The sequence below is a fragment of the Psychrobacillus sp. NPDC093200 genome (assembly GCF_050280345.1).
GTDB classification, from domain to species: domain Bacteria; phylum Bacillota; class Bacilli; order Bacillales_A; family Planococcaceae; genus Psychrobacillus; species Psychrobacillus faecigallinarum.
In genome coordinates this window covers 1-24,300 of the sequence record NZ_JBNNVC010000011.1, presented here as the reverse complement: position 1 = coordinate 24,300, position 24,300 = coordinate 1, and the positions used below count along the sequence as shown (strand labels likewise).

22 protein-coding genes and 6 tRNA genes are annotated in these 24,300 nt (G+C 39.0%); 1 reads left to right on the top strand and 27 read right to left on the bottom strand.

Going from position 1 to position 24,300, the window contains the following annotated elements; genetic code table 11:
• Positions 1–146: 146 nt before the first annotated feature.
• Positions 147–587, bottom strand: a complete 441-nt coding sequence (locus ACQKNZ_RS20120) for an ASCH domain-containing protein (protein ID WP_427661462.1) — start codon at positions 585–587, stop codon at positions 147–149.
• A 444-nt stretch (positions 588–1,031) separates the two neighbouring features.
• Positions 1,032–2,384: an MATE family efflux transporter gene (locus ACQKNZ_RS20115; RefSeq protein WP_427661460.1), complete on the bottom strand. Its 1,353-nt coding sequence runs from the start codon at positions 2,382–2,384 to the stop codon at positions 1,032–1,034.
• Positions 2,385–2,514: 130 nt separating this feature from the next.
• Here ACQKNZ_RS20115 and ACQKNZ_RS20110 point away from each other — a divergent pair, with 130 nt between their 5' ends.
• Positions 2,515–3,195 (top strand): TetR/AcrR family transcriptional regulator, encoded by a 681-nt coding sequence (locus tag ACQKNZ_RS20110; RefSeq protein WP_427661458.1) that lies wholly within the window; start codon positions 2,515–2,517, stop codon positions 3,193–3,195.
• A gap of 306 nt (positions 3,196–3,501) precedes the next feature.
• Here ACQKNZ_RS20110 and glmS read toward each other — a convergent pair whose 3' ends face one another.
• The 25 genes from glmS to ACQKNZ_RS19985 all read right to left on the bottom strand — a co-directional run.
• Positions 3,502–5,304: a glutamine--fructose-6-phosphate transaminase (isomerizing) gene (gene glmS / locus ACQKNZ_RS20105; RefSeq protein WP_154312089.1), complete on the bottom strand. Its 1,803-nt coding sequence runs from the start codon at positions 5,302–5,304 to the stop codon at positions 3,502–3,504.
• Positions 5,305–5,805: 501 nt separating this feature from the next.
• Positions 5,806–6,333 carry a chromate transporter gene (locus tag ACQKNZ_RS20100; protein WP_427661455.1) on the bottom strand — a complete coding sequence of 176 codons (528 nt, stop codon included), beginning with the start codon at positions 6,331–6,333 and terminating at the stop codon, positions 5,806–5,808.
• A complete protein-coding gene (locus ACQKNZ_RS20095) occupies positions 6,330–6,836 on the bottom strand; it encodes a chromate transporter (protein WP_229654139.1) in 507 nt (168 codons plus the stop codon). Before ACQKNZ_RS20095 ends, ACQKNZ_RS20100 begins: the two co-directional genes overlap by 4 nt.
• Positions 6,837–6,919: 83 nt before the next feature.
• Complete coding sequence (locus ACQKNZ_RS20090; RefSeq protein WP_427661453.1) at positions 6,920–8,524, bottom strand: gamma-glutamyltransferase family protein; 1,605 nt, start codon at positions 8,522–8,524, stop codon at positions 6,920–6,922.
• Positions 8,525–8,547: 23 nt separating this feature from the next.
• A complete protein-coding gene (locus ACQKNZ_RS20085) occupies positions 8,548–9,549 on the bottom strand; it encodes an ABC transporter ATP-binding protein (RefSeq protein WP_427661451.1) in 1,002 nt (333 codons plus the stop codon).
• The gene (locus ACQKNZ_RS20080; protein WP_144541076.1) at positions 9,524–10,528 is read right to left on the bottom strand and encodes an ABC transporter ATP-binding protein; all 1,005 of its coding nucleotides are present in this window, start codon (positions 10,526–10,528) and stop codon (positions 9,524–9,526) included. The genes ACQKNZ_RS20085 and ACQKNZ_RS20080 overlap by 26 nt, the downstream gene beginning before the upstream one ends.
• 9 nt (positions 10,529–10,537) lie before the next feature.
• Positions 10,538–12,088: an ABC transporter substrate-binding protein gene (locus tag ACQKNZ_RS20075; RefSeq protein WP_427661448.1), complete on the bottom strand. Its 1,551-nt coding sequence runs from the start codon at positions 12,086–12,088 to the stop codon at positions 10,538–10,540.
• A 24-nt stretch (positions 12,089–12,112) separates the two neighbouring features.
• Positions 12,113–13,009 (bottom strand): ABC transporter permease, encoded by an 897-nt coding sequence (locus ACQKNZ_RS20070; protein WP_144541072.1) that lies wholly within the window; start codon positions 13,007–13,009, stop codon positions 12,113–12,115.
• 14 nt (positions 13,010–13,023) lie between these two features.
• On the bottom strand, positions 13,024–13,965 hold the full coding sequence (gene nikB / locus ACQKNZ_RS20065; RefSeq protein ID WP_144541070.1) for a nickel ABC transporter permease: 942 nt from the start codon (positions 13,963–13,965) through the stop codon (positions 13,024–13,026).
• Positions 13,966–14,262: 297 nt separating this feature from the next.
• Positions 14,263–14,712 (bottom strand): Lrp/AsnC family transcriptional regulator, encoded by a 450-nt coding sequence (locus tag ACQKNZ_RS20060; protein ID WP_144541068.1) that lies wholly within the window; start codon positions 14,710–14,712, stop codon positions 14,263–14,265.
• 280 nt (positions 14,713–14,992) lie between these two features.
• Positions 14,993–15,505: a type 1 glutamine amidotransferase domain-containing protein gene (locus ACQKNZ_RS20055; RefSeq protein WP_144541066.1), complete on the bottom strand. Its 513-nt coding sequence runs from the start codon at positions 15,503–15,505 to the stop codon at positions 14,993–14,995.
• A gap of 269 nt (positions 15,506–15,774) precedes the next feature.
• Entirely contained in the window at positions 15,775–17,127 is a 1,353-nt protein-coding gene (glmM, locus tag ACQKNZ_RS20050; RefSeq protein WP_151112078.1) for a phosphoglucosamine mutase, read from the bottom strand.
• A gap of 37 nt (positions 17,128–17,164) precedes the next feature.
• Entirely contained in the window at positions 17,165–18,445 is a 1,281-nt protein-coding gene (locus ACQKNZ_RS20045) for a CdaR family protein (RefSeq protein ID WP_340863899.1), read from the bottom strand.
• Entirely contained in the window at positions 18,438–19,274 is an 837-nt protein-coding gene (gene cdaA, locus ACQKNZ_RS20040) for a diadenylate cyclase CdaA (RefSeq protein ID WP_144541060.1), read from the bottom strand. The genes ACQKNZ_RS20045 and cdaA overlap by 8 nt, the downstream gene beginning before the upstream one ends.
• A gap of 120 nt (positions 19,275–19,394) precedes the next feature.
• Complete coding sequence (locus tag ACQKNZ_RS20035) at positions 19,395–20,042, bottom strand: anti-sigma factor family protein (RefSeq protein WP_154312081.1); 648 nt, start codon at positions 20,040–20,042, stop codon at positions 19,395–19,397.
• A gap of 14 nt (positions 20,043–20,056) precedes the next feature.
• Positions 20,057–20,629 (bottom strand): RNA polymerase sigma factor SigW, encoded by a 573-nt coding sequence (sigW, locus tag ACQKNZ_RS20030; protein WP_144541056.1) that lies wholly within the window; start codon positions 20,627–20,629, stop codon positions 20,057–20,059.
• A gap of 176 nt (positions 20,630–20,805) precedes the next feature.
• Positions 20,806–21,711 carry an arginase gene (rocF, locus tag ACQKNZ_RS20025; RefSeq protein WP_191697569.1) on the bottom strand — a complete coding sequence of 302 codons (906 nt, stop codon included), beginning with the start codon at positions 21,709–21,711 and terminating at the stop codon, positions 20,806–20,808.
• 70 nt (positions 21,712–21,781) lie between these two features.
• The gene (locus tag ACQKNZ_RS20020) at positions 21,782–22,360 is read right to left on the bottom strand and encodes a GNAT family N-acetyltransferase (protein ID WP_260866667.1); all 579 of its coding nucleotides are present in this window, start codon (positions 22,358–22,360) and stop codon (positions 21,782–21,784) included.
• Positions 22,361–22,472: 112 nt separating this feature from the next.
• Positions 22,473–22,545: transfer RNA gene (locus tag ACQKNZ_RS20015), tRNA-Ala, on the bottom strand.
• 46 nt (positions 22,546–22,591) lie between these two features.
• Positions 22,592–22,666 (bottom strand) — tRNA-Gln (locus ACQKNZ_RS20010).
• Positions 22,667–22,671: 5 nt separating this feature from the next.
• Positions 22,672–22,755: transfer RNA gene (locus tag ACQKNZ_RS20005), tRNA-Tyr, on the bottom strand.
• A 21-nt stretch (positions 22,756–22,776) separates the two neighbouring features.
• Positions 22,777–22,852 (bottom strand) — tRNA-Val (locus ACQKNZ_RS20000).
• A 107-nt stretch (positions 22,853–22,959) separates the two neighbouring features.
• A tRNA-Thr gene (locus ACQKNZ_RS19995) sits at positions 22,960–23,032 on the bottom strand.
• Between the two features lie 7 nt (positions 23,033–23,039).
• Positions 23,040–23,114, bottom strand: a tRNA-Asn gene (locus ACQKNZ_RS19990).
• Positions 23,115–24,055: 941 nt separating this feature from the next.
• A partial coding sequence (locus ACQKNZ_RS19985; protein ID WP_427661442.1) for a hypothetical protein occupies positions 24,056–24,300 on the bottom strand: 245 nt, incomplete at its 5' end.

Here is a 24,300-nt window from a genome sequence, read left to right as displayed (position 1 = left end):
CGTCCTACCCTGGCTACTGATATATTAAATCCTATAAAAATAAGGTCAACCAGTAAAAACTGGTTAACCTTATAATACGAAAGCACCCGTTAGTTTAATATGAACAGCGACGCTTATTAAACAATAACGTGCGATTTTATTACTATTTATTTTGGATATACCTTTTCAAAATGCTCACATACAACTAACATTTCTGGCGAGAATTCTTTATCATATTCTTTTAGTGCTTCGGTAAAGAATTTTTCATGTGCTTCCCACCAAAACTGATAATCCCCTTCTCCTTCTGCTAAGGCGAAATCTTCTGTTACCTCATTCATCGGAACAACTTCGACAGATTGAACTTGAATGACTGCGACAGGCTCATCTTGACCATTTAGAACAATATAATATTCGCCTGCTTGGGGTATTGCTTCTTTTTCTAACTCATAAAACACAAAACCCGAAGTTGTCGCTGTCTTCTTTCCCTCGACAACTAAATTAGCTAACCAATCAGCCGAAGCTCCAAATTGAAATGCACCTCTATATTCCGTCCCTTCCTTATTATTTGCTACACAAAAATCATTCCAAAATTGTTGTACCTTATCCATTAATAATCTCCCTTAAACATAAATTTATTTCTTGTTCTCCAAAATGGCCCAATTATTGAACGCAAGTTAAACAACACTCTTTAACTAACCTGTGCGTTAGTTTAAGTGTAACATTTCACAATGCAAATCTGGGATCAACTTAATGTTTTGGACATAAAAATAGACCATCGAAAGGATGGCCATATTTTGCTAAAGCACCTCGTTAGTTTAAGTACAATTCTTCACAATCTTTTAAACTTAATTCCTTAAATGAGTTATCAATATAAATCCAGTATTCACTCAATCCCTCGTTAAATCCCAAAGGCAAGGGCTTGCATAGCTTCTTTGCTGAGCTATTTTCAGATTGAGCTGTTTACTTTTCCGGAACGTAAAACAAATATGTTTTTATAGAGCAAGAAGCGTCGGGGGTTTATCCCAACGCTTTTTTTATAAGTTTTATTTTTTCTACTGTACTAAACTATCTAAATCCGGCTGCAATTTGTTCCGTAAAACATACAGCATGATAGCACCCACAAGGAATGAAACGGCATCTGCAATGACAAGCGACCAGATTACTCCATGGAATCCGTACATATGATTGGCGATAAACAACATAGGAATTAGTGTAATTCCTTGAATAATTGACATAATAAACGCAGCAGTTCCCTGTGCTGTTGCTTGAAATATACCTGTAAACAACGTGGTCATTCCGGTAATAAACAAGCATAAGAACGTTACATGCAGAATGTAACTTCCTACTTCAATTAAATGTGGGTCATTCGTAAATAAACCAATTAGGTTATCAGATATCAGATAAACGATAACGCCGAATACAAAGGCTAACACCACAATCGTTTTAATTGTAAATCCGATTGTATGCTTCATGCGCATTTTATTCGCTGTAAAAGAAAAGGCGATAAGCGGCACTACTCCCTCACATAAGCCCATCAGGATAAACTCAGGAAATTGCAATAAACGTGATGATATCCCGTAAGCAGCTACTGCCTGATCCCCATATTCTATAAGAAAGTGGTTTAAGATGAGCGACATTGCACCCAAAAAGATACTCATAATAAAGATTGGAAATCCGATCTTAAATACATTACTCAGAATCTCTTTAGTAGCCTTGAACCATTTGGCTGAAACGGTTAGGAATTTGCTTTTATATCTTATATGAAAAGCGTAAAATGCACTGGCAACAACGTTTGAAATTACCGTAGCTGTCGCAACCCCAGTTACGCTCCAATGGAAGACAAAAATGAATAGTGCATCTAGAATAATATTCACGACAACGCTGATAATCATACCAATCATAGATGTGATTGCCGCACCTTCTGAGCGCACGATATTCTCCAGTGTGAAGAACAATATGACAAATGGAGAGCCTATGATCATAATTGTGACATAGTCCTTTGTAAATTCGAAGGAGTCAGACGTTGCCCCAAGGCCATATACGATTTGCTCAATCAATGGGAAGCTTACACCTATTGCGACAAGACCGAGAACTAAGCTGCTGTAAAAGGCGAATGAAGACACATGCTTTACATCATCATATTTTTTCTCTCCTAGCAAACGTGAGATGAGTGTACCACTCCCCATGCCAATCAAATTTCCTAGCGCCATAATGATCGCGAATAACGGCAAGGTTAATGCGAGTGCTGTTAACATGGCAGTATTATTTAGCATACCAAGGAAATAGGCATTCAAGATGGAATAAATGACACTCATTGATGTGCCTAGCATCATCGGTACAGCAAAGTGAGTTACAGCCTTTGCGACCGGTGCTTTTTCAAAGTAATAGAGGTTTTCTGCATCCAAGTGGATCACTTCTTTCTTTTAAACATTTATCTAACGGCGTTAGTTTGAATCTTACAGTGTTAGATGTTATCATTAACTTATGAATCTGTAAAGCATAAACTTACAGTGTTAGATGAAATGGAGGATACCAATGAAAAAACAGCAGCCTCAGATTTCGGAGGATAAGATTTTAGAAGCCTCATGGGAGCTTCTTGGAGAGGAGGGTATCGAGAAACTCACTATGAGACGATTGGCACACAGACTTGGGATTCAGGCGCCCTCTTTGTATTGGTACTTCAAGAGCAAACAAAATCTCTACCAGCGGCTAGCCAACCAGGTATCTAAAATAATTTTGGAGGAATTCCACTCCGAAGGGGATTGGAAGGAACAGTTGACTGAGCTTGCGGTAACGGTAAAAAGTGTGCTCAGCCGCTATCCATGCTCTACGCAGATTATGATGATAACACTGCCCCACGAACCAGATATCATCCGATTCACCAACCGGATGCTGCTTTGCGTGGAATCAACACGGCTTGAGCAAGAGCAAAAAATACAAGTGGTTACCACACTAGTTAACTATGTCTACTACTTCGTTCTAGACGATTATCAACATCAACGTAATATCTCCGCTATCCTTAAAGTCAATGAAACTCTTCCAGGAGAAGAAATGATTCGCCTTCTAGACTCTATGAATGAGACGGATGTGGGACTGTTCCGGAGGATGTTCACGAACGGACTGTTTGAACTGATGGGTACTGACAGAGCGTTTGAATTTGGTTTGAAGTTGATTTTGCTCGGGGTCGAGCAGGTTATTAAGGAACAGTTGGAGTAAATGTAAAAAAAAAAAACGCCCATCCAGTTATCGGATGGGCTGATATGCTAGCTATGTATTATAACCAGTTAGAAGGTCTTCTACAATCTACAGAAGTCCTAACTAAACTGCACCGTTAGTTTAAGTGAAACCCTTCACAATTTATAGCTATTTTAACATAGGTACCCAACAAAAAATCACCTCTCAGTTAAACTAGAGAGGTGATTTTAACGTTCTTTTTAAAATATCAGTTACCTACTTTAATGTTAAGTTACCAACTATGTTGTAACTGGACATTTACATAACCTACAAATTTATTTAACCCTATTACTCAACTGTAACAGATTTTGCCAAGTTTCTTGGTTTATCCACGTCACAGTCTCTGTGTAGAGCAGCGTAGTAGCTGATTAGCTGTAATGGGATTACGGCTACTAGTGGAGCTAAGAATTCGTGTACTTTAGGAAGTACGAAGCGGTCGCCTTCTTCCTCATGGCCCTCCATTGCGATAATACATGGGTTAGCGCCACGTGCCACTACTTCTTTTACGTTACCACGAACATTTAAGCTTACAGCCTTCTGTGTTGCTAAAGCGATTACTGGTGTGCCGTCTTCGATAAGGGCGATTGTACCATGCTTTAATTCTCCGCCAGCGAAGCCTTCTGCTTGTATATAAGAGATTTCCTTAAGCTTTAAAGCACCTTCTAAGCTTACATAGAAGTCCACATTTCTTCCGATGAAGAAAGCGTTTCTTGTAGTAGAAAGGTATTCTGCTGCAATCTCTTCTAGCTCTTCTTTAGTGTCTACAATCGCTTGAACCGCATTTGCTACAATTCCAAGCTCCTTCACAACATCAAAGTCTAGCTCTTTGCCTTGTGACTTAGCAAATACAGATGCAGTTACCATAAGTACTGCTACTTGTGCCACATAAGCTTTTGTAGAGGCTACAGCGATTTCCGGACCAGCATGAAGTAATAACGTGTGGTCTGCTTCACGGGAAAGCGTAGAGCCTGGTACGTTAGTTACGGTTAGTGTTGGATAACCTTTTTCTTTGATTTTCACTAATACTTGGCGGCTATCTGCTGTTTCGCCAGATTGCGTGATGAAGATAAATAAAGGTTTTTTCGAAAGTAGAGGCATATTGTATCCAAATTCACTAGAGATATGCACTTCTACTGGAATACCAGCAATTTTCTCGAAGTATTCTTTACCGATTAAACCAGCGTGATAGCTAGTTCCCGCTGCAATAATGTACAAGCGGTCTGCTTCTTTTAGAGCATCTAAAATAGCAGAGTCAATTGTAAGCTCACCTTGTTCATTTTGATATGCTTGTATAATTTTACGAAGAACAGCTGGCTGCTCATCAATCTCTTTTAACATATAGTGAGGGTAAGTCCCTTTTTCAATATCACTCATGTCTAGCTCAGCTTTGTAAGGAGCACGCTCTACCTTTGTACCATCAAGCGTTTGGATTTCCACTGATTCCTTGCGCACGATTACGATTTCTTGGTCATGAAGCTCTACATATTGCTCTGTTACTTGTAGCATAGCCATTGCGTCAGAAGCAACTACGTTAAATCCTTCTCCCACACCTACAAGAAGTGGAGATTTGTTTTTAGCTACATAGATCGTGTTTTCATCTTCATTGTCTATCAATGCGATTGCATAAGAACCATGGATTAAGTGCAATGTTTTTCTTAGCGCATCCACCGTAGATAGACCGTCTTTTGAGAAACGTTCGATTAACTGAACGATAACCTCCGTATCTGTATCAGAAGCCATTTCAACGTCTGCTAAATAAGCTTTTTTCAGTAAATGATAGTTTTCGATTACACCATTATGCACTAGTGTAAAGCGTTTTGTTGTACTTTGATGAGGGTGAGCATTTTCTTGGTTTGGAACACCGTGAGTTGCCCAGCGAGTATGACCAATTCCTAGATTTGCACTTACATCTCCATCTACCGCTTCACGTAAATCTGCGATACGTCCTTTTTCCTTAAATACCATTACTCCGTCTTCATTTAAAACTGCAATTCCCGCAGAATCATATCCACGGTACTCTAATTTTTCTAAGCCTTTTAATAAAATTTCTTTCGCATCGTTTTCACCGATATATCCTACAATTCCACACATAATTTATATTCCTCCGTTATCATTCATGTCAAAATAAGCATGTTGAAAAGCTTGCCTTAGCGATAAAACGCCTGTGGAAACACACATAATCTATGCGATACCACTATTGCGCTTATCCTAAACATCTTTCACATACACATACCTATTAAGCTAAGAATGCCTTCTTTTCCCTTTTGTCATTCAATCACTTGAATGGTTTATGAAAAAGAATTACAACCGGGCAAATACGGTCGGGAGGCATCCGCCGAAATATCGATAACCTCCACCTCGTCTGCTGAAGATTCGTTTCGTCCAATTTCTTCAGCTCAGGCGCTATAATTGTTTTCCTGCTTTTAACGCGTTACCTATCCTTCCTTTCTACGCGGTTACCAGTATTCTAATATAATGTAACTCCATCATTATATCTTCTCATTATATGTGAGTCAATCGAAACCACAAGGCCAAAAGTACCAAGAAATGTATAAATGAAGAAAGAGACCTATCGCTAATGGTCTCTTTTACTCATACAATAACTGCTCCGTAAGCAAGCGCTATGATGATAACAAATGCAGGATGTAGTTTTACCTTCTCTAAAAGCAAATAGCTTCCTACTATTAAGATAAGAGTTGATATTATACCAATTCCATCTAATGATTCTTGTGCAAACTGGATAGTCATTACACCTAGTAATACAGCGATTACTGGTCTTATCAGCTTTGTAAGGTTTTTGACTTCCGGCGCTTCTTTATATTTTAATAGAACAGCCATCATACTAATCATGAGCATTAAGGAGGGAGCGACAGTCGCAAAAAGAGCAATAGTTGCCCCTAATATTCCGCCCTCTGCATATCCAATATAGCCTGCCATTTTTGTAGCTATTGGTCCAGGTAATGAGTTTCCAAGGGCTACAACCTCACTAAATTCCTGAGTTGTCATCCACTCATAGTTTTCAACTACCTCATGCTCTATCAATGGAATAGAGGCAGGGCCACCGCCATAGCCCAATATACCTGGAATAAAAAATGCTAAAAACAATTGCCAGTAAATCACTTACTTCCCCTCCTTTTTAATAGAGGGAAAAAAGCGATTGCCATACAAACTACTATGATAATTGCTGGATGTATATGTATAAGCTCCATAAGCAATGCAGCAACAGCTATTATTAAACATGCCTGCCACCATCCAAAGGATTCTCCAGTTTTTTTGATAAAGTCCCAGGTCATTAATGCTAACATAACTGCGACAACTGGAATAACTGCAGCTGTCATATTTTGAACTCTTGGTGAGTCCTTAAATGACTGCAGAAATCCTAGCAGAAGAATCATCAGTATTACTGTAGGAATGACCGAAGCGATGAGTGCATTGACACAACCCCAAAAGCCAGCAATGCGATATCCGATGTAGCCTGCCATCTTGGTTGCTATTGGACCTGGCATTGTATTTGCCAGTGCTAATGTATCACCGAATTCCTCATCATCCATCCAATTATACTTCTTAACAACTTCCTGATGAACTAGGGGTATCGAGGAAGGTCCACCTCCGAATCCAAGCATACCAACTCGGAAGAATGCCCAACTTATATCTCTTTGAAGTACCGGCTTAGGACGCACAGAGCTTTTCTCCAAAGGCTGACGTTCTACCACGCTGCGATAGCTCCATCCGTTCGAGATTCTGTTCCCCCTTGTAGAACTCCCGTCTCTACATTTCTCCAAATAATCTGCCCACGTCCAAAGCTTCCTCCATCAGTTGCCACTTGGATATCATGCCCTTTTCTAACCAAACTTTGTACCAAATAGTTAGGGAACTCTGGCTCAACATGTACCGTTTTACCCTTCATCCACTGCCAACGAGGAATATCAAGCGTTGCTTGTGGATTTAACATATAATCTATAGTACTAGTCACTACTTGAAAATGCCCCTGTGGCTGCATATAGCCTCCCATTATGCCAAATGGACCTACTGCTTCTCCCTCTTTCGTTAAGAATCCAGGGATAATGGTGTGGTAGGTTTTTTTGCCTGGCTTCAATACGTTGGGATGTGATTCATCTAAAGAGAAGTCATGTCCTCTGTTTTGGAGAGCGATTCCTGTTCCTGGAATGACAACACCTGACCCAAAGCCCATGTAATTACTTTGAATATAAGAAACCATATTTCCTTCTTCATCGGCAGTTGCCAGGTAAACCGTCCCGCCCTTCGGTAATTCATACGGCTCTGGATCTGCTGCTTCATCTTGAATTACCTCTTTGCGCTTCTCGGCATACTCCTCCGACAATAAATGCTCGAAGTTTACTGGCATTGCTTCAGGATCTGTTATAAATGCCTGTCCATCTGTGAAAGCTAATTTCATCGATTCAATTTGCTGATGAATGGTGTGTGCACTTTGCCACTGAGGTTTATCCATCTTTTTAAATACATTTAATGCCATTAAAGCAACCATTCCTTGGCCGTTTGGTGGAATTTCCCAAACATCATAGCCTCGATAATCCACAGAAATGGGATCTACCCACTCAGGCTGATAGGATTCCAAATCACTTTTAGAAAGATATCCTCCATGCTTCTTCATGAAACCATCAATTTGTTCAGCAATTTCTCCTTCATAAAAAGCTCTTGCTTTCGTTTCTCCGATTGCTCGGAGAGTACTCGCATGACCTGGGGATTTCCACACTTCTCCAATTTCAGGAGGACGTCCATCTGGAGCAAACGTTTCAAACCATGCGTTATACTCCTCGGTCGTAAAGCTTGCTTTAAACTTTTTGTATGCAACCTTCCAATATTTCCCTAGTATTGGTGTCAGAGGATAGCCTTCCTCCGCGTACTGTATAGCAGGCTCTAATACCTCCTTTAGCGGTAGCTTGCCAAACCTTTCAGATAATGCTGCCCATGCGGCTGGAACTCCGGGTACAGTTACTGGAACTACTCCATACACAGGAACTTTTTCTAAACCTTGTGCTCTTAGCTTCTCTGCTGAAATGGATTGTGGCGCGGGGCCAGATGCATTCAAACCATGAAGCTTGTCCTTTGTCCATATTAAAGCAAAAGCATCTCCTCCGATTCCGTTAGAGGTAGGTTCCAAAACTGTTAATGCAGCGGCTGTTGCAATAGCTGCATCAATTGCATTTCCACCTTTTTTTAATATATCTAAGCCGGCCTGCGCTGCTAAAGGCTGTGATGTTGCTACCATTCCTTTTTTAGCAAATACGGTACTTCTCTTACCTGGAAATGGGTGATATAAGTAATCCATGATGTGATTCCCCTTTATAAGCTTTAAATTTTAGTCCCTGCAAAGTGACAGGCAGCAAAGTGACCTTCCTTTACCTGCTCCCATGCAGGCATATCTTTTTTACAAATATCTTGTGCTATCGGGCAACGTGTATGAAACGGACAGCCCGATGGAGGATTGGCTGGATTAGGAAGGTCCCCTTGAAGTCGAATACGCTTCGAACTTCGATTTACCGAAGGACGTGGAATAGCGGACAGCAACGCCTGAGTGTAAGGATGCGTTGGATTTTTAAATAAGTCCTCTACTGTGCCAAGCTCTACCGTATTACCTAAATACATAACTAGCACTCGGTCGCAAAAATAGCGAACTACTCCTAGATCATGAGAGATGAATAAGTAAGACAGCTGGTATTTTTGTTGAAGAGTTTTTAATAGCTTTAAAACTTGAGCTTGAACAGATACATCTAAAGCAGAAACAGCTTCATCACATATAACGAAGGAAGGATTTAAGGCGATAGCTCTAGCTATCCCAATCCTTTGACGCTGCCCACCACTAAATTCGTGAGGATAACGTTCGTAATGCTCCTCTCTAAGCCCTACTTCATTTAGGAGGTCTATTACAGCATTACGCCTTTCTATTTTTGTTAAGTTTGTATGCATAACAAAGACCTCTTCTAATGCATGCCCAATTCTCTGTCTAGGATTTAGGGATGCAAAAGGGTCCTGAAAAATCATCTGCATTTCCTTAACAAACTTTAACTTCTCTTTTCTCTTAAGGTTTTGAATTTCTTTTTCCTTAAATATTACTTTTCCAGCTGTCAGTTCCTCTAGTCCTAAGATGGCTCTACCTAAGGTAGATTTGCCACAACCTGATTCTCCAACTACCCCAAGGCTTTCTCCTTCATATAACTTAAGGTTTACCTCTTGAACTGCCTGCACATGACCTTGAACTCGTTTTAATATCCCGCCTTTAATAGGGAAATACTTTTTAACTCCATTTAATTCAAGGAGGACCTTCTGATCAGTTTTGGGTGACAAGTTGACCATTTTTTACTTCCTCCTCTTCGTATAACCAGCAACTTACCATGTGGCCCTGCTCGTCATTTATCTCTGGTGGTGCCAGCTCTTTACACTTTGCGGTGGCAAACTTACAACGTGGGTGAAATCTGCAACCTTGAATTTTCTCCTGCAGACTTGGAAGAGAGCCAGGAATAGGCTCTAATTCAAAATCAGGATCGTCTACATTTGGCACAGAGTTTAAAAGTCCTTGAGTATACGGGTGTTTTGGATTTTTGAAGATATCTTCTACCATGCCTTCCTCAACCTTCTTGCCTGCATACATCACCATAACCTTATCCGCTACCTCAGCTACTACTCCCATGTCATGTGTAATGAGCATGATGCCCATATTTAGCTTTTCCTTTAACTCATTGATGAGGTCTAATATTTGGGCTTGTATTGTCACGTCTAATGCTGTTGTAGGTTCGTCCGCAATAAGTAAACCAGGATGGCATGAGAGAGCAATTGCAATCATAACCCGCTGTCTCATTCCTCCGCTCAGCTCATGGGGATACTGACTCATCCGTTTTTCAGGATAAGGGATTCCTACTTGGTTTAGCAGATCAATACCTTGTTTGTGTGCCTCCGATTTAGATAATCCATGATGAAGCATTAAAGGCTCTCTCAATTGGTATCCCACTGTCAATACTGGATTGAGTGCTGTCATCGGCTCTTGGAAAATCATCGAGATCTTATTGCCCCGCATCTTTCTCAATTCTTCGTATGGAAGGCTTTGAATTTCTTTTCCCTCATACTTGACTTGACCTGCAGCGATTTTACCATTGCTTGGCAAAAGACCAATGACTGACAAGGATGTAATACTCTTACCACAGCCAGACTCACCAACGATGCACAGTGTTTCTCCTTTTGAAACAGAAAAGGAGACATCTCGCACGGCTTGAACATTACCGTCTGCCGTGCGAAATTCAGTTACTAAATTGTTCACTTCTAATAATGTCTCCCTCATCAGATATACCTACTTTCCAGTTACATTTTTTAATGTCCATTTACCAGTGGAATCTAGGTTCAATCCTGTGTAGGTGTTATCCAAAGCCGATGTAACAACTCCGTGATACATAACTACTACAGCATTTTCTTCTAGCATTAATTTGTTTGCTTGGTCTAATAATTTTGCGCGCTCTTCTTGATCAACTGTTGTGCGTGATTGCATTACTAAGTCGTCAAATGCTGCATTGCTATATTGTGCTCTGTTAGATGAGCCTACATTGTCACTATGGAAGTTCGGGTAAAATAATTCAGAACCATCTCCCGTTACATTTGACCAGCTTAAGAATGTTAAGTCATATTCGCCTGCACGAGCTGAGTCTAAGTATGTTGCCCATTCCATAGACTCGATTTCTACTTTAAATCCTGCCTCTACTAGTTGAGCTTGTACTATTTCAGCCATTAATGTTGTATTAGCACGGTTAGCTGTTAATAATTTTAGTGGTTGATCACCGTATCCATTTTTCTCCACTAATTCCTTTGCATGATCCAAATCGTAAGGAGTTCCAGCATTCTCTGCTGACTTATCATAGCCAAATACCTTTGGTCCAACTACGCTATCACTTCTAACACCTAATCCATTCAATTTAGAGACAAACGCATCGCGATCTATTGCTGAAACAACTGCTTCTCGGAATTCCGGATCTTGATTCATTTCTTTTAAGTGGTTAAATGCAAAGTAATAGACTGGAGAGCCATCTATTTTTTGAATGTCAATGTTGTCCATCGATTCTAAACGATTGATTTGTTCTGTTGGAAGGTTATCGATAAATTGAACCTCACCTGTTTGTAGCATAGAAATTGCTGTAGAAACCTCAGGAACCACCTTGAACACTACTTTCTTTAAATCAGGTGCTCCGTTCCAATATTCTTCGTTTGCTTCTAGCTCCAACTGGTCTCCAGGTGTCCAACTAACAAATTTAAATGGTCCTGTACCTACTGGCTCTTTCATCAAATCTTGTTTTTGGTCAGCGCTCGGGCTTACGATTGCCGAGTTTGTATGAGAGAGTGCTGCTAAGAACGCTCCATAAGGATATTTCGTTGTAATTTTCACTGTGTATTCATCTTCCACTGTGATTTCTTCCACTGATTCTAAAAGAGAAGCACGTGGCGCACCAGTTGCTGGGTCGCGTAATTTATCAAAAGTATACTTAACAGCTTCAGCGTTAAATGGAGTTCCATCATGGAATTGTACGCCTTCTTTTAGTTTAAAGATCCATGTATTTTCATCAGGATTTTCATAGGATTCTGCTAATTTTGGTTCAATTTCCAATGTTTCTGAGTTACGTTGAAAAAGTGTTTCATAAACCTGTTCAATAACATTTGCAGAAGGAGAATCGTTGGTCATGATTGGTGACAAGCCAACAGCATCTGTTGTAGTTGCATAAGTAAAGGTTTTACCACTAATATCGCTTCCGGAACCACCGTTTTCTTTTGGTGCTGATGAGGATTCTCCTCCAGAACAAGCTGCTAGCACGATTGAAACAACAAATAATAAAATAAATAACCATTTTTTCTTCATTTTCATATTCTCCTCTACTTCTTTTTATTGGATGTCCATATTTGGATCTAATGCATCTCTTAATCCGTCTCCTAGTACGTTAAAGGCAAACACGGTTAACATAATTGCTATTCCAGGAATAATTGTTAAATGAGGTGACGTCCACATATAACTTTGCCCTTGTGAAATCATTGCTCCCCATTCTGGTGTAGGAGGCTGTGCCCCTAATCCTAAGTAACTGAGAGAAGCTGTTGAGAGGATAGCTGTTCCCATTCTCATTGTGGCAAACACGATGATCGGTGCCATGGCGTTGGGTAGAATATGACGAATCATAATCCTTAAATCAGACGCTCCTAATGATTTTAGAGCCATAATGTACTCTTTTTGTTTAATAGAAAGTACCGAACCTCTGACTATGCGCGCGCAGCTTGGTATTGACCAAATACTAATGGCTATCGCCACATTGACCAAGCTAGTACCTAAGATAGCTATGATTAACATAGCAAGCAGAATTCCAGGGAAGGAGAAGAGCAAATCTACTATTCTCATAATGATTCCATCTAGCTTTTTATAATAGCCACCGAGCAACCCAAGAGTAATTCCTCCAAGCAACCCAAGACTAACGGCTGCGATTCCCACTAATAGAGAAATCCTTGATCCATAAACAATACGAGACCAAACATCTCGCCCATAATTATCTGTCCCTAACCAATGTCCGTCTGAAAAGACTGGAAGTTCACTTGCTACAAGGTTTTGCTTTGATGGGTCATATGTTGCTAACCATGGAGCAAAGACAGACATGATAATCAGCCCTAAGATAATAGCAAAACCTAAGACTGCCAATTTATTTTTAAAGAGGCGCTTCATCGTCGTAACTATTACCTTATCCTTCTTTCTTGTTGCAGTTGGAAGTTTATTATTAACTGAAATGGTATTAGACATATGATCCCTCCTTCTTAGTCATAGCTTATCCTTGGGTCTATGAATGTGTAGACAATATCAACAAGGAGATTCACGACCACGAATAATGTTGCAACTAATAAAACGGAAGCCTGTACCATTGGGAAATCCCTTTGTGCAATAGCATCCACCATCAACCTTCCAACTCCGTTGATTGCAAACACTTTTTCCGTAATAATTGTTCCTCCGAGTAAGCCACCAAAGTTAACACCAATGACCGTCACTACTGGAATCATTGCGTTTTTTAGAGTATGTACCCAAATGACTGACCTTTCTTTTACACCTTTTGCTCTGGCCGTTCTTACATAATCGGCTTTAGCTACCTCTAGCACGGAGGATCTTGTCATCCTCGAAATCATTGCTGCTGCACTAGTGCCAAGTGTGATTGCAGGAAGGATCATCTGCTTAAAGCCTTCTAACGTGTAAAAAGGTGCTGATAAACCACCTACTGGAAGCCATTGTAAATTTACAGCAAATACTAATATCAACAATGCTCCCAACCAAAAGTTCGGTATGGATATTCCTGCAAGTGCTAGAGTAGTAGATGTCATATCGAGCCATGAGTTTTGCTTTAAGGCTGATATCAATCCGGCAACCACCCCTATTATGATGGCGACAATCATACTCGCAATGGCTAACTTAAAAGTATTTGGTAGCCGGATAGCTATTGCCTCAGAAACTGATTGTTTAGATTGATAGGAGTAACCAAAATCTCCTTGAACCGCATTTTTTACATATCGACCGTACTGAACTAGGAAAGGATCATTTAGTCCCAAGTTTTCTCTTATGGACTCCAAATCCGATTCGGTTGCTGTCGGCCCACCTACCATAGTGGCAGGATCCCCAGGCGCTATGTACATAGATGAAAATACTAGAAATGATATACCGAAAAGCAAGAAAAGAAGCTGTATACCACGCCTTACTATTAAAGAAATCACAATCCCACCAACCTTTTCTACACTTGTTAATCATTTCTTTGTTTTTGGTTAACAAATGACTGAATTTTAATAGTTTTGATTATAATACAACAATTCACAAAAATCTATATGAATTTTCAAATAAATTTATTTATTTCATTTATTCTTTACTTTTAGACTTAATAAATAATTTATCCATTACTTTTCGAATAGAATATCTCCTATTTTATTACTTTATGTATTATTATTATTTTGTACAAAAGTAAACGCTTCCATTCTTTTTGTCCATGCAAAAAGGCATCCTCTAAAGGATGCCTTTTATAATTTTAAGCCACTACGACTTTTAAATCTTCTCAATAAAATATGGCTTTCAACTCTCGTAATACCTTCTAATGCATACAACTCTTCATTGATAAATTTTTCTAGGCTAATGAAGTCATCAACTAACACATGCATATGTAAGGTGGAAGGTCCTGTCATTTGGTAGCAACTCGCTACACTTGGGTTGTTTGCTAGTTTCTCTGCAACTTCCACTAATGATGAAGGCTCACAATCCACTTCAAAAAAGCCGGATACCCCTTTACCTACTTTTTCAGAATTGATCACTACAGTGAATCTTTCAATAATTCCTTCCTTCTGTAGTTGATGAACCCTCTCCCTTACAGCAACTCTAGAAAGATTTAATTCCTTCCCAATGTCTACATATGATAATCGACCATTAGCTGTTAACAGTTCTAGAATTCGCTTGTCTACCGCATCAATTCCCATTGTATATCTCCCTCCCATCTAATATAATAGATGATTAACTTTACTTTAGAAAGCAAAAATATCATTATAACGACATAATGTAAAGAAAAATACAGTTTACTCTTTACATTGAAAAAATCTATATATCTTTTGCATATACATAATGCGTGGTTGAACCAAATAGAAAATTTTAGAACACATAATTAAAGGCAAGAATGCGTTGATTTAACAGCATTCTTGCCTTTTCAAGTTCTATAGTTTTGTTTTTGGAAAGGCTAATTGAAGAGCCTTCCTATTTACATTAAGCTAACAGCTTCACGATTTCACGGTTAAATGCCGGAATATCGTCAGGCGTACGACTTGTTACTAGCTGATTTTGACAAACGAATACTTCTTCGTCATGGAACTTAACGCCAGCATTCTCTAGATCCACTTGAATGGATTTATAACCAGTTGCATCGCGACCATTTAATGTTTTCGCAGTAATTAAAAGTTGTGGTCCGTGACAGATTGCAAATACTGGTTTCTTAGCATCCATAAAGTATTTTGCAAATTGTACGAAGCGATCATCCGCACGTAAAATATCTGGAGAAAAACCGCCAGGAATGAACAATGCATCGAATTCCTCTGGTTTTACATCATCAATCCCATAGTCAATCGTTACATTTACTTCTCCGTTTTTACCTGTTACTTGTTTTCCAGCCTCTTCTTCAATTGCAAACACCTCGTGCCCAGCTTCGTTTAGTGCTTGTGCTGGTTTGGCGTATTCTGAGTCCTCAAACATATTTGTGATTAATGTTGCTACTTTAGCCATTTCCTCACTCCTCAATTGTTTGTTCTCTCTTATAATTCCACACTTTAAGGTGCATTAAACATTTTTGATAAAAATAATAGTTGAGGATAGACTAATCGTCTAATTCCTTTTAGAATTCTCCCTACCTTTGTTGGGTAACCTATCTGAAAGGAATTGAGAACATCAGAAAACAACTGCTATGTACTATGACTCTTTACATACAAAAAAATCCTCGACCATTAGGAACTAACAGTCGAGGATGCAAAATATTTATATTGAATGATTTCTATTTATTCTACTAGGCCCATTTCAGCTTTTACAACTTCTACGATACGGCTCACATAGTTTTCACAGTCTTCCTCGGAGGAAGCTTCTACCATTACACGCACTAATGGCTCTGTTCCAGATGGACGCACTAATACACGGCCGTTTCCAGCCATTTCAGTCTCTACTTCGTTAATAATTGCTGCTACTTTTTCATTTTCTGTTACAGCATGCTTATCTGTTACACGAACATTAACTAGTTTTTGTGGGTATATCTTCATCTCAGCTGCAAGCTCTGAAAGTTTTTTACCAGTTACCTTCATGATGTTCACTAACTGCAAACCAGTCAGCAATCCATCGCCTGTTGTATTGTAATCTAGGAAAATAATATGTCCTGATTGTTCTCCACCCAAGTTATATCCATTTTTCTTCATTTCTTCTACAACATAGCGATCTCCTACAGCAGTTTTAACGCTAGTCATTTCATTTGCCTCTAGCGCCTTGTAGAAGCCCATATTACTCATAACAGTAGAAACTACCGTCTGGTTATTTAAACGTCCTTGGGAATTTAAATACTTGGCACAGATGTACATAATTTGGTCGCCATCAACTATGTTACCTTTTTCGTCCACTGCAATAAGTCTGTCTCCATCACCATCAAATGCTAAACCAACAGCTGCTCCCTTTTCCAAAACAAATTTCGCTAGGCCGTCTGGATGAGTAGAGCCTACTCCATCATTAATATTTAAGCCATTAGGAGAAACGCCCATCGTTGATAGGTCAGCATCTAAATCAGCAAATACATGAGTCCCTAAAGAGGATGTAGCCCCATTCGCACAATCTAAAGCAACATGGATACCGACGAAATCTTCATCGATCGTTTGCTTCAAGTATTGAATGTATTTTTGTCCGCCTTCGAAGTAATCGGAAACCGATCCAACTCCCCCACCAGTAGGTCTAGGAAGTTCGTCCTTCTCTGCATCAAGCAGTTGCTCAATCTCTTCTTCTTGTTCATCGGAAAGTTTAAAGCCGTCTGAACCAAAGAATTTGATGCCGTTATCTTCCACAGGGTTGTGGGAAGCAGAAATCATGACACCTGCATCTGCACTCATTACTCTAGTCAAATAAGCTACACCTGGTGTACTAATTACACCTAAGCGCATTACTTCTACCCCAACCGATAAAAGACCTGCAACAAGGGCGCCTTCTAGCATATGACCAGAAATACGTGTGTCTCTTCCGATCAATACCTTTGCTCGTTCCTTTGACTCTTTTGTTAATATATAACCGCCAAAACGACCTAATTTAAATGCAAGTTCTGGTGTTAGTTCAGAGTTTGCTACACCTCTTACGCCATCTGTCCCAAAATATTTTCCCATTTTGATCTACTCTCCTTAATTACCTGTTATCCTGCTTTTATGCTTCTATTATCGTTAGTTTTGCTTCGGATTCAGATGTTTGCCATTCTATATTCGAAGGGCCATCAATTTGAATAGGGAGAATCGCTTCTCCAACTTCTGAATTTTGTGCATCAACATATATGGATATATCCCCTGATTGCACTTTCTCTAATGCTTCAGCTGTTCCCTTTCCCACTAAAACGACAACCCCATCTGCAGGAACATTAAACTTACTCTCTAATTCCTCAGGTAAACCCTTTATAGCGATTTTCATACCTGGAAAGGATTTTTCTATTATTTCACTGGATGCAGATGTATCCTCTTCTTTCACCGTTTCTTCTGCCTCAGTTGTAGAAGGGGCTTCGGTGACATCAACCTTTACTTCAATTTTTTCTTGAGATATCCTTGTGATTCCTTCAGGTTGAGTCAGCTTCACATCAAATGTACCGGCTTTCTCAATTTTACTCACATCTACATCGACATTCAACCTATCAATTTTATCCACCGTTGCTCGTGGGCCATATATCCGAACGGTTTCTGTGTCTTTAGATATATTATTGATTGTTAACCCAGCCTTAGGCGTTCCTTTTCTCACAATCGAAATTGGTACTTCTTTACTGTATTCTTCCACAGTCAATTTAACTTGCACGGTCCTTGGTTCAACAGATACATCTAATTTGTTCAGGTCTAAGTCCAGGACTCTGACACTTGCTTGCTGTTCAAAGGACTTATTGATGCCTTTTTCACTTGAGATAGTTGCTTTTACATAACCTATGCTTTGAATGATACTTTTTGCACCTGTAATCGTAACTGTTTTTGGTTCCACACTAGAAGATTTTAATACATAGTTCTCTGCTAATAAGTTTTCGTTCATATCTAGGTCGACTTTAAACTCTTGTGTGATACGCTCCTCTATTACAACATTTACATAAACAGGATCAGTACGAACCTTTAACTTTTCGGAGAAATTCTCATTCGAAATGGCAACTCTATGTTCTCCAATTGGAAGTTCTCTTAAATCTACAAATAGTTTATAATCCTTCATGATTTTTGCTGATGTTACGAGCTGAGTAGGGCCTTCTATATTGACGTCTACCGTATCAGGTACTCCAGTCACAACTAAATTTTCATCATCATAATAAATCTCTACCGGTACTTCTCTTATCATATCTATCGTTTTGCTGCTTGAGTTCTGATTGTCAGATTCAATGTCAGATTTCACGGATACAAACAGCAGTATGGCAAAGGTAAGTGTGATAATTCGCAAAAGCCATGGATTATTCATCATTCTATCCATTTTGTTTCCCCCTCCATAGCCACTTAGAAGGTGTTGCTTGCTCCTCTGATGGACCAAACCAAAGTCTTGTTAAATGATTTTTAAATTCATCTATAGAAAGATTTCGATGTAGGTCTCCATTAGATGTAAGACTAACTGCACCTGTTTCCTCCGATACCACAATTGTTATCGCATCTGTGACTTCACTGAGTCCTATTGCAGCTCGGTGCCTTGTTCCAAGTTCTTTAGAGATAAAAGGACTTTCAGAAAGCGGCAAATAACAACCAGCAGAGGCTATCTTATTCTTTTGAACAATAACAGCGCCATCATGTAGTGGTGTATTTGGAATAAAGATGTTAATCATCAACTCAGAAGTTAAGTGGGAATTTAGAGTTATTCCTGTCTCTATATATTCCGTTAATCCAGTCTCTCTTTCTATAGAAATCAAGGCTCCTATACGTCTTTTCGCCATATAGCTAACCGACTTGGTCATTGCTTCTATTAAACGAGTTTGCTCTTCTTCTTCATGCAGTGAGCTTCTAGAGAACAATTTACCTCTACCTATTTGTTCTAACGCTCTTCTAATTTCAGGTTGGAATATTATAATGATAGCTAAGAAACCAAATTCAATTACTTGGTTTAACATCCAGCCTAGAGTATCCAGGCCTAGAAAGTCTGTTACTACCTTTGCAATGACTATTACAAAAATACCTTTTAACAATTGAACTGCTTTTGTTCCTTTAATAAGAGTTATTAATTTATATATAACAAACCATACGAATAAAACGTCTAAAATATTGACGATTACATTCACTGGCATCAAGTCCGTAAATTGTTCCATAAACGACATTGGGCATCCCCCACTTTTCCTCGCGAATCCATATAAAGTAAGTATAACATACATGTAGTATAGATTTCTCTTTCTAACTCTAACGAAAAAAGTCTATCCAAAGTTTCCTGGATAGACTTTTTATTCGTTTGTCTTTTCATTTTTAAAGAATGAAGCTATACCTTTAGCACTATCTTTTATGGTATACCATAGCCAATCGAATACTTGATTTATTTCCTCCGTTTTACCTGTAACATTTGCGGTAGAAGCCATATATTTAGAGCCATCAATAATGGAACCATTAATAACTGTTAGATTACCATCCAGTTCACCATCTACTCTAACATCCCCATTTTTAACTACCAAGTCGCCTTTAACGACTTGTCCTTCAGGGATTATAACCGTTTCTCCCTCGACGATTACATGCTCTTGCTTAGTAAACGAAAATTGCTGATCGTTATTATAATTTGAGAAAAGTGCACTACTCATTAACAAAAGAAACATTGCAGCTGCAGTCATAACCGGATGTTGTCTGAACCATCTGCTTACTCCAGTATGTGATTTCTCTTTTGGAAGTCTAGACATAACGGAAAGAGTAAAATCATTTGGTGCCTCTACATGAGCAGCACCCTTCACAAAAGCCACCACATCGCTCAGCTCGTGCATATGATTACGACATTCCGGGCATGATTGCAAGTGTGATTTGAGCTCCAGCTCGTGTTCACGACTAATTTCACCATCTAGATATTCATGCATATAGTGAACAATTCGTTCTGGACACGCACTCATCATGATTCCTCCTATTACAGATTAGGTTGTTTACTTAATTGTTTTCGAAGTGCTTCCCGACCTCTATGAATTCTTGTTTTCACTGTACCCAATGGGAGGTCTAAAATTTCACTAATTTCCTGTAAAGATAATTCCTCCATATATTTAAGTACAATTGCGGATCGATACTTATCAGGAAGCCTGCTAATCTCATATTGAATTCTTTCTTGTAGCTCTAGCTTCATCAGTTCTTCTTCAGGAAGTTCCTCAGACGCTGCAATTTGGGAATACATATCTAGACCTTCCGTACCCTTTACTTCTGCATCTAAATAATAATCAGGCTTTTTTTTACGTATACGGTCGATACATAAGTTTGTTGCTATACGATAAAGCCATGTTGAAAATTTTCTTTTTTGATCAAACGTGTGAATATTAATATAGGCTCGCACAAATGCTTCCTGTGCAATGTCCTCAGCCTCGTGACGATTGCCAAGCATTCGATAGCAAACTTGGAAAAGCCTATTTTGGTAAAGGTCGACAATCTCCGCGAATGCGTCTTTATCTCCTTTTAACACTTGTTTTATTCTCTTGTTAACTAACGCATCCATCGTGTGATTTTCCCCTCCGCTCTATGCGGCTGTCTCTACCTATACGTTTAAGGATTCAACAGGTTTCATTTTTTTATGTTATTTTTAATTTTATCAAACATTTCCAGCTTTGTGTTGATTTTAAAAAAAGAAAAAGCAGACCATTTGCCTGCTTTTCAAAAAAATACTTAAAACAATTATATTAAACTTTCTCCAAATAATGAGCCCATAAGTGCGACTGCCGCATCAGCTGTTCTATTTTTTTCATCCAGGATAGGGTTTACTTCCACAAACTCCGCTGAAGTAATTAAATGGGAAGAATACAGCATTTCCATAGCTAAATGACTTTCACGATAGCTTATTCCACCTGGTACTGGTGTCCCAACTCCAGGAGTATAAAGTGGATCTAGTCCATCTAAATCTAATGATAAATGAACTCCGTCTACTTTACGTTCTAGGAAATAAGCCATTGTTTGATTCATAACCTCTGTCATCCCGAGTTTATCTATTTCATGCATGGAGAAAACTTTAATACCTTTTTCTTTAATCAGTTCTCTTTCCCCTGGGTCAACTGAACGTGCTCCGATGATTACAATGTTCTCCGGTTTAATCTTTGGCGCAAAGTCACGGATATTCACTAAATCATCATGACCTAGGCCGATACTTACTGCTAGCGGCATTCCGTGAATATTACCTGATGGAGATGTTTCAGCTGTGTTTAAGTCAGCATGAGCATCATACCAAATAACACCTAGATTTTCATATTGATCCGAGAGCCCTGCTAATGTACCAATTGCAATGCTATGATCTCCTCCAAGGACAAGTGGAAATTCTCCTTCTGTCACAACGGAATGGACTTTGTTAGCTAAAGCTGTATTTGCTTCTATCACTTGTTCTAAATTTCGAAGAGTTGTATTAGGTGACTTTTCTTCTCTAGTTTGACTGATTAAAATGTCTCCTTCATCTTTCACCGTATGCCCAAGAGCTTTTAAACGCTCAACGACACCAGCATATCGTATGGCACTAGGTCCCATGTCGACTCCTCTTCTATTTTGCCCAAGATCCATAGGAACACCGATAATTGATACATTTAATTTATTCATTATTTTATACCCCCTTCAGTTCATACATCCATTGTAAATCCTAAGGGTCAGTTGGCTCAACCGAGCAATTTTATGTATATTTATTCAATAAAAACTTTAGTTGTTTTTTAACCTCTGCCCACTCATAATCCACTATGGAGTATACCACTGCATTTCTAACTGTTCCATCAGACCTGATGCGTTCATTTCTTAACACACCTTCTCTGATACCCCCAATCCTTTCAATTGCTTGTTGAGATGGCAAATTTAGCTCATCAGTTTTAAACTGTACGCGGATCATACCAAGATCTTCAAAGCAATAATTGAGCAGCAAAAGTTTACATGTCGTGTTCACATGTGTACGTTGATATTGTTTTCCATAGAAAGTAGAACCGATTTCACAAGCATGATTAACTCGATCTATGTTATAAATGCGAGTAGTACCCATTATTTTTTTGGTAGTAGTGTGTTCTACTACATAAGCAATAGCATTTTTTTGGTCATTCATCTGCTCAATACCAGCTTGTAGCCATTGCCTTAACTGCTGCTCATCCTCTATCTTATTTAGCATATATTTAAATACGCTAGGCTCGTATAGCTCCCATAGCATAGATATATCCGATTCGGTTAATAACCTTAACGTAACGTCTTTATGAGTTAATTTTTCCACCGATTACACACCCTTTGTTCTTTTTTCTAATCATAACGCTTTTAGAGTATGATGAATATATTTTTTGAATCAAAAAAACTCCTCCCATATTAAATGGAAAGAGTTTTATAGATGGAGCCTAGCGGGATCGAACCGCTGACCTCCTGCGTGCAAGGCAGGCGCTCTCCCAGCTGAGCTAAGGCCCCACAATTTATGCTGAGCTAAGGCCCCACAATTTATGCTGAGTTGTAATGGCTGGGGTACCTGGATTCGAACCAGGGCATGACGGAATCAAAATCCGTTGCCTTACCGCTTGGCTATACCCCAATAACTGGTGGAGGGGGACGGATTCGAACCGCCGAACCCTAAGGAGCGGATTTACAGTCCGCCGCGTTTAGCCACTTCGCTACCCCTCCAGGCTAATCATAAAACATAAATGGTGGAGGATGACGGGCTCGAACCGCCGACCCTCTGCTTGTAAGGCAGATGCTCTCCCAGCTGAGCTAATCCTCCGTTGCTGTGTCCTAACTAAAAACCGGACAATAGATATTTTAGCATAAAACTTTCTTCAAAACAAGCACTTTTTTATGTATGTTTTCCCTGCTTTTAGTAATGAGAAAAGCTTCCAACCGGATTTGAACCGGTGACCTCTTCCTTACCATGGAAGCACTCTACCTACTGAGCTATGGAAGCATAAAAATGGCTCCGAAGGTAGGACTCGAACCTACGACCGATCGGTTAACAGCCGATTGCTCTACCACTGAGCTACTTCGGAACGTTCTTATCATTTAAAGTACAAATATAATTATAACAAGTATACTTTAAATTTCAAGCTTAATTTAGATATTTTCCCAATGAAATATTTAAAATGTAATATTATAGAATTTAAGGAGTTAAAGTAAAATATTTAGTTTAAATATGTGTCCTTTTTCTATATTTGGAATTATTCATTGGAATTGCTTCACCATGTTATATTGGCCTTTAAATATTTAATTATACATGGAAAGTTAGTTTAATTGATCCTTCTGAAATGGATAGTGTGTTTCCTGATGGCTTCAGACTGGTCTTTTGCTATAAGATAACCGAGGATTTTTTTGAGAGGGATTGTCATGACTTACGTCACGACAATCCCTCTCTTTTTCGGTCATCCTATTGCATCGACAGTCCTGCGCCAACCTACAACACTCGAAACGTTTTTAATGCAGCTTTTATAATAAGGGAATTGTTGTCCTTCCTACGAGTAGAGCGGCTCCCGAATATACAATTTCGGGAGCCATCCTATTTCTTTATTAATGGAGAACTTTTTATCTTTTTATTAACAAGTTTATGTTAAAGAGAAAGGTTGATTTAAAATTCACAAAAAGCGAGCGAGGAAGTGTATCTTCAAGCTCATGCATTTACTGTCCATTTTACTAAAGTGATTATAAGTTAAAATAGGAAATAATGACTTCACCAAATGGTTGAAATCAAGTGAATTATTACTCTTGGTATAAACATTATGATGTTCCAGACCACTTCAAATATTATAGAACCACCAATCTCACCTAAAATTTCTTTAAAAAACCCATCCTGCTTTTCTTTTTTTCTTTGCCATCCAACATCTCCGAATCCTCTAATTTATACCTTCGGTAACGAAACTGCCGCGTTAGTGTAACGTGAACACCTTCATAATTTTTTCTATTTTAACAAAAATATTCAGTATTGATTAAATTAATTTTAATACTTCATCAGAGCCATTAACAATAAATAGAACATCTTCATATATAAGAAACACTTAACATTATTAATGAATAGCATCTTTTGATTTAGATGCTTTTGAGCTGCGAAACCAGATGGACGGCAGATTTCTTCGTCAGCCGCAGTCGTTCGGTTCTCGCGTATGCTATACGCTCCGAGCCTCTCTTCCTTGCTTCCTCGAACTCTTTGCCCCTCTGCTTTCTCGCACACTTGCTTAGATAGAA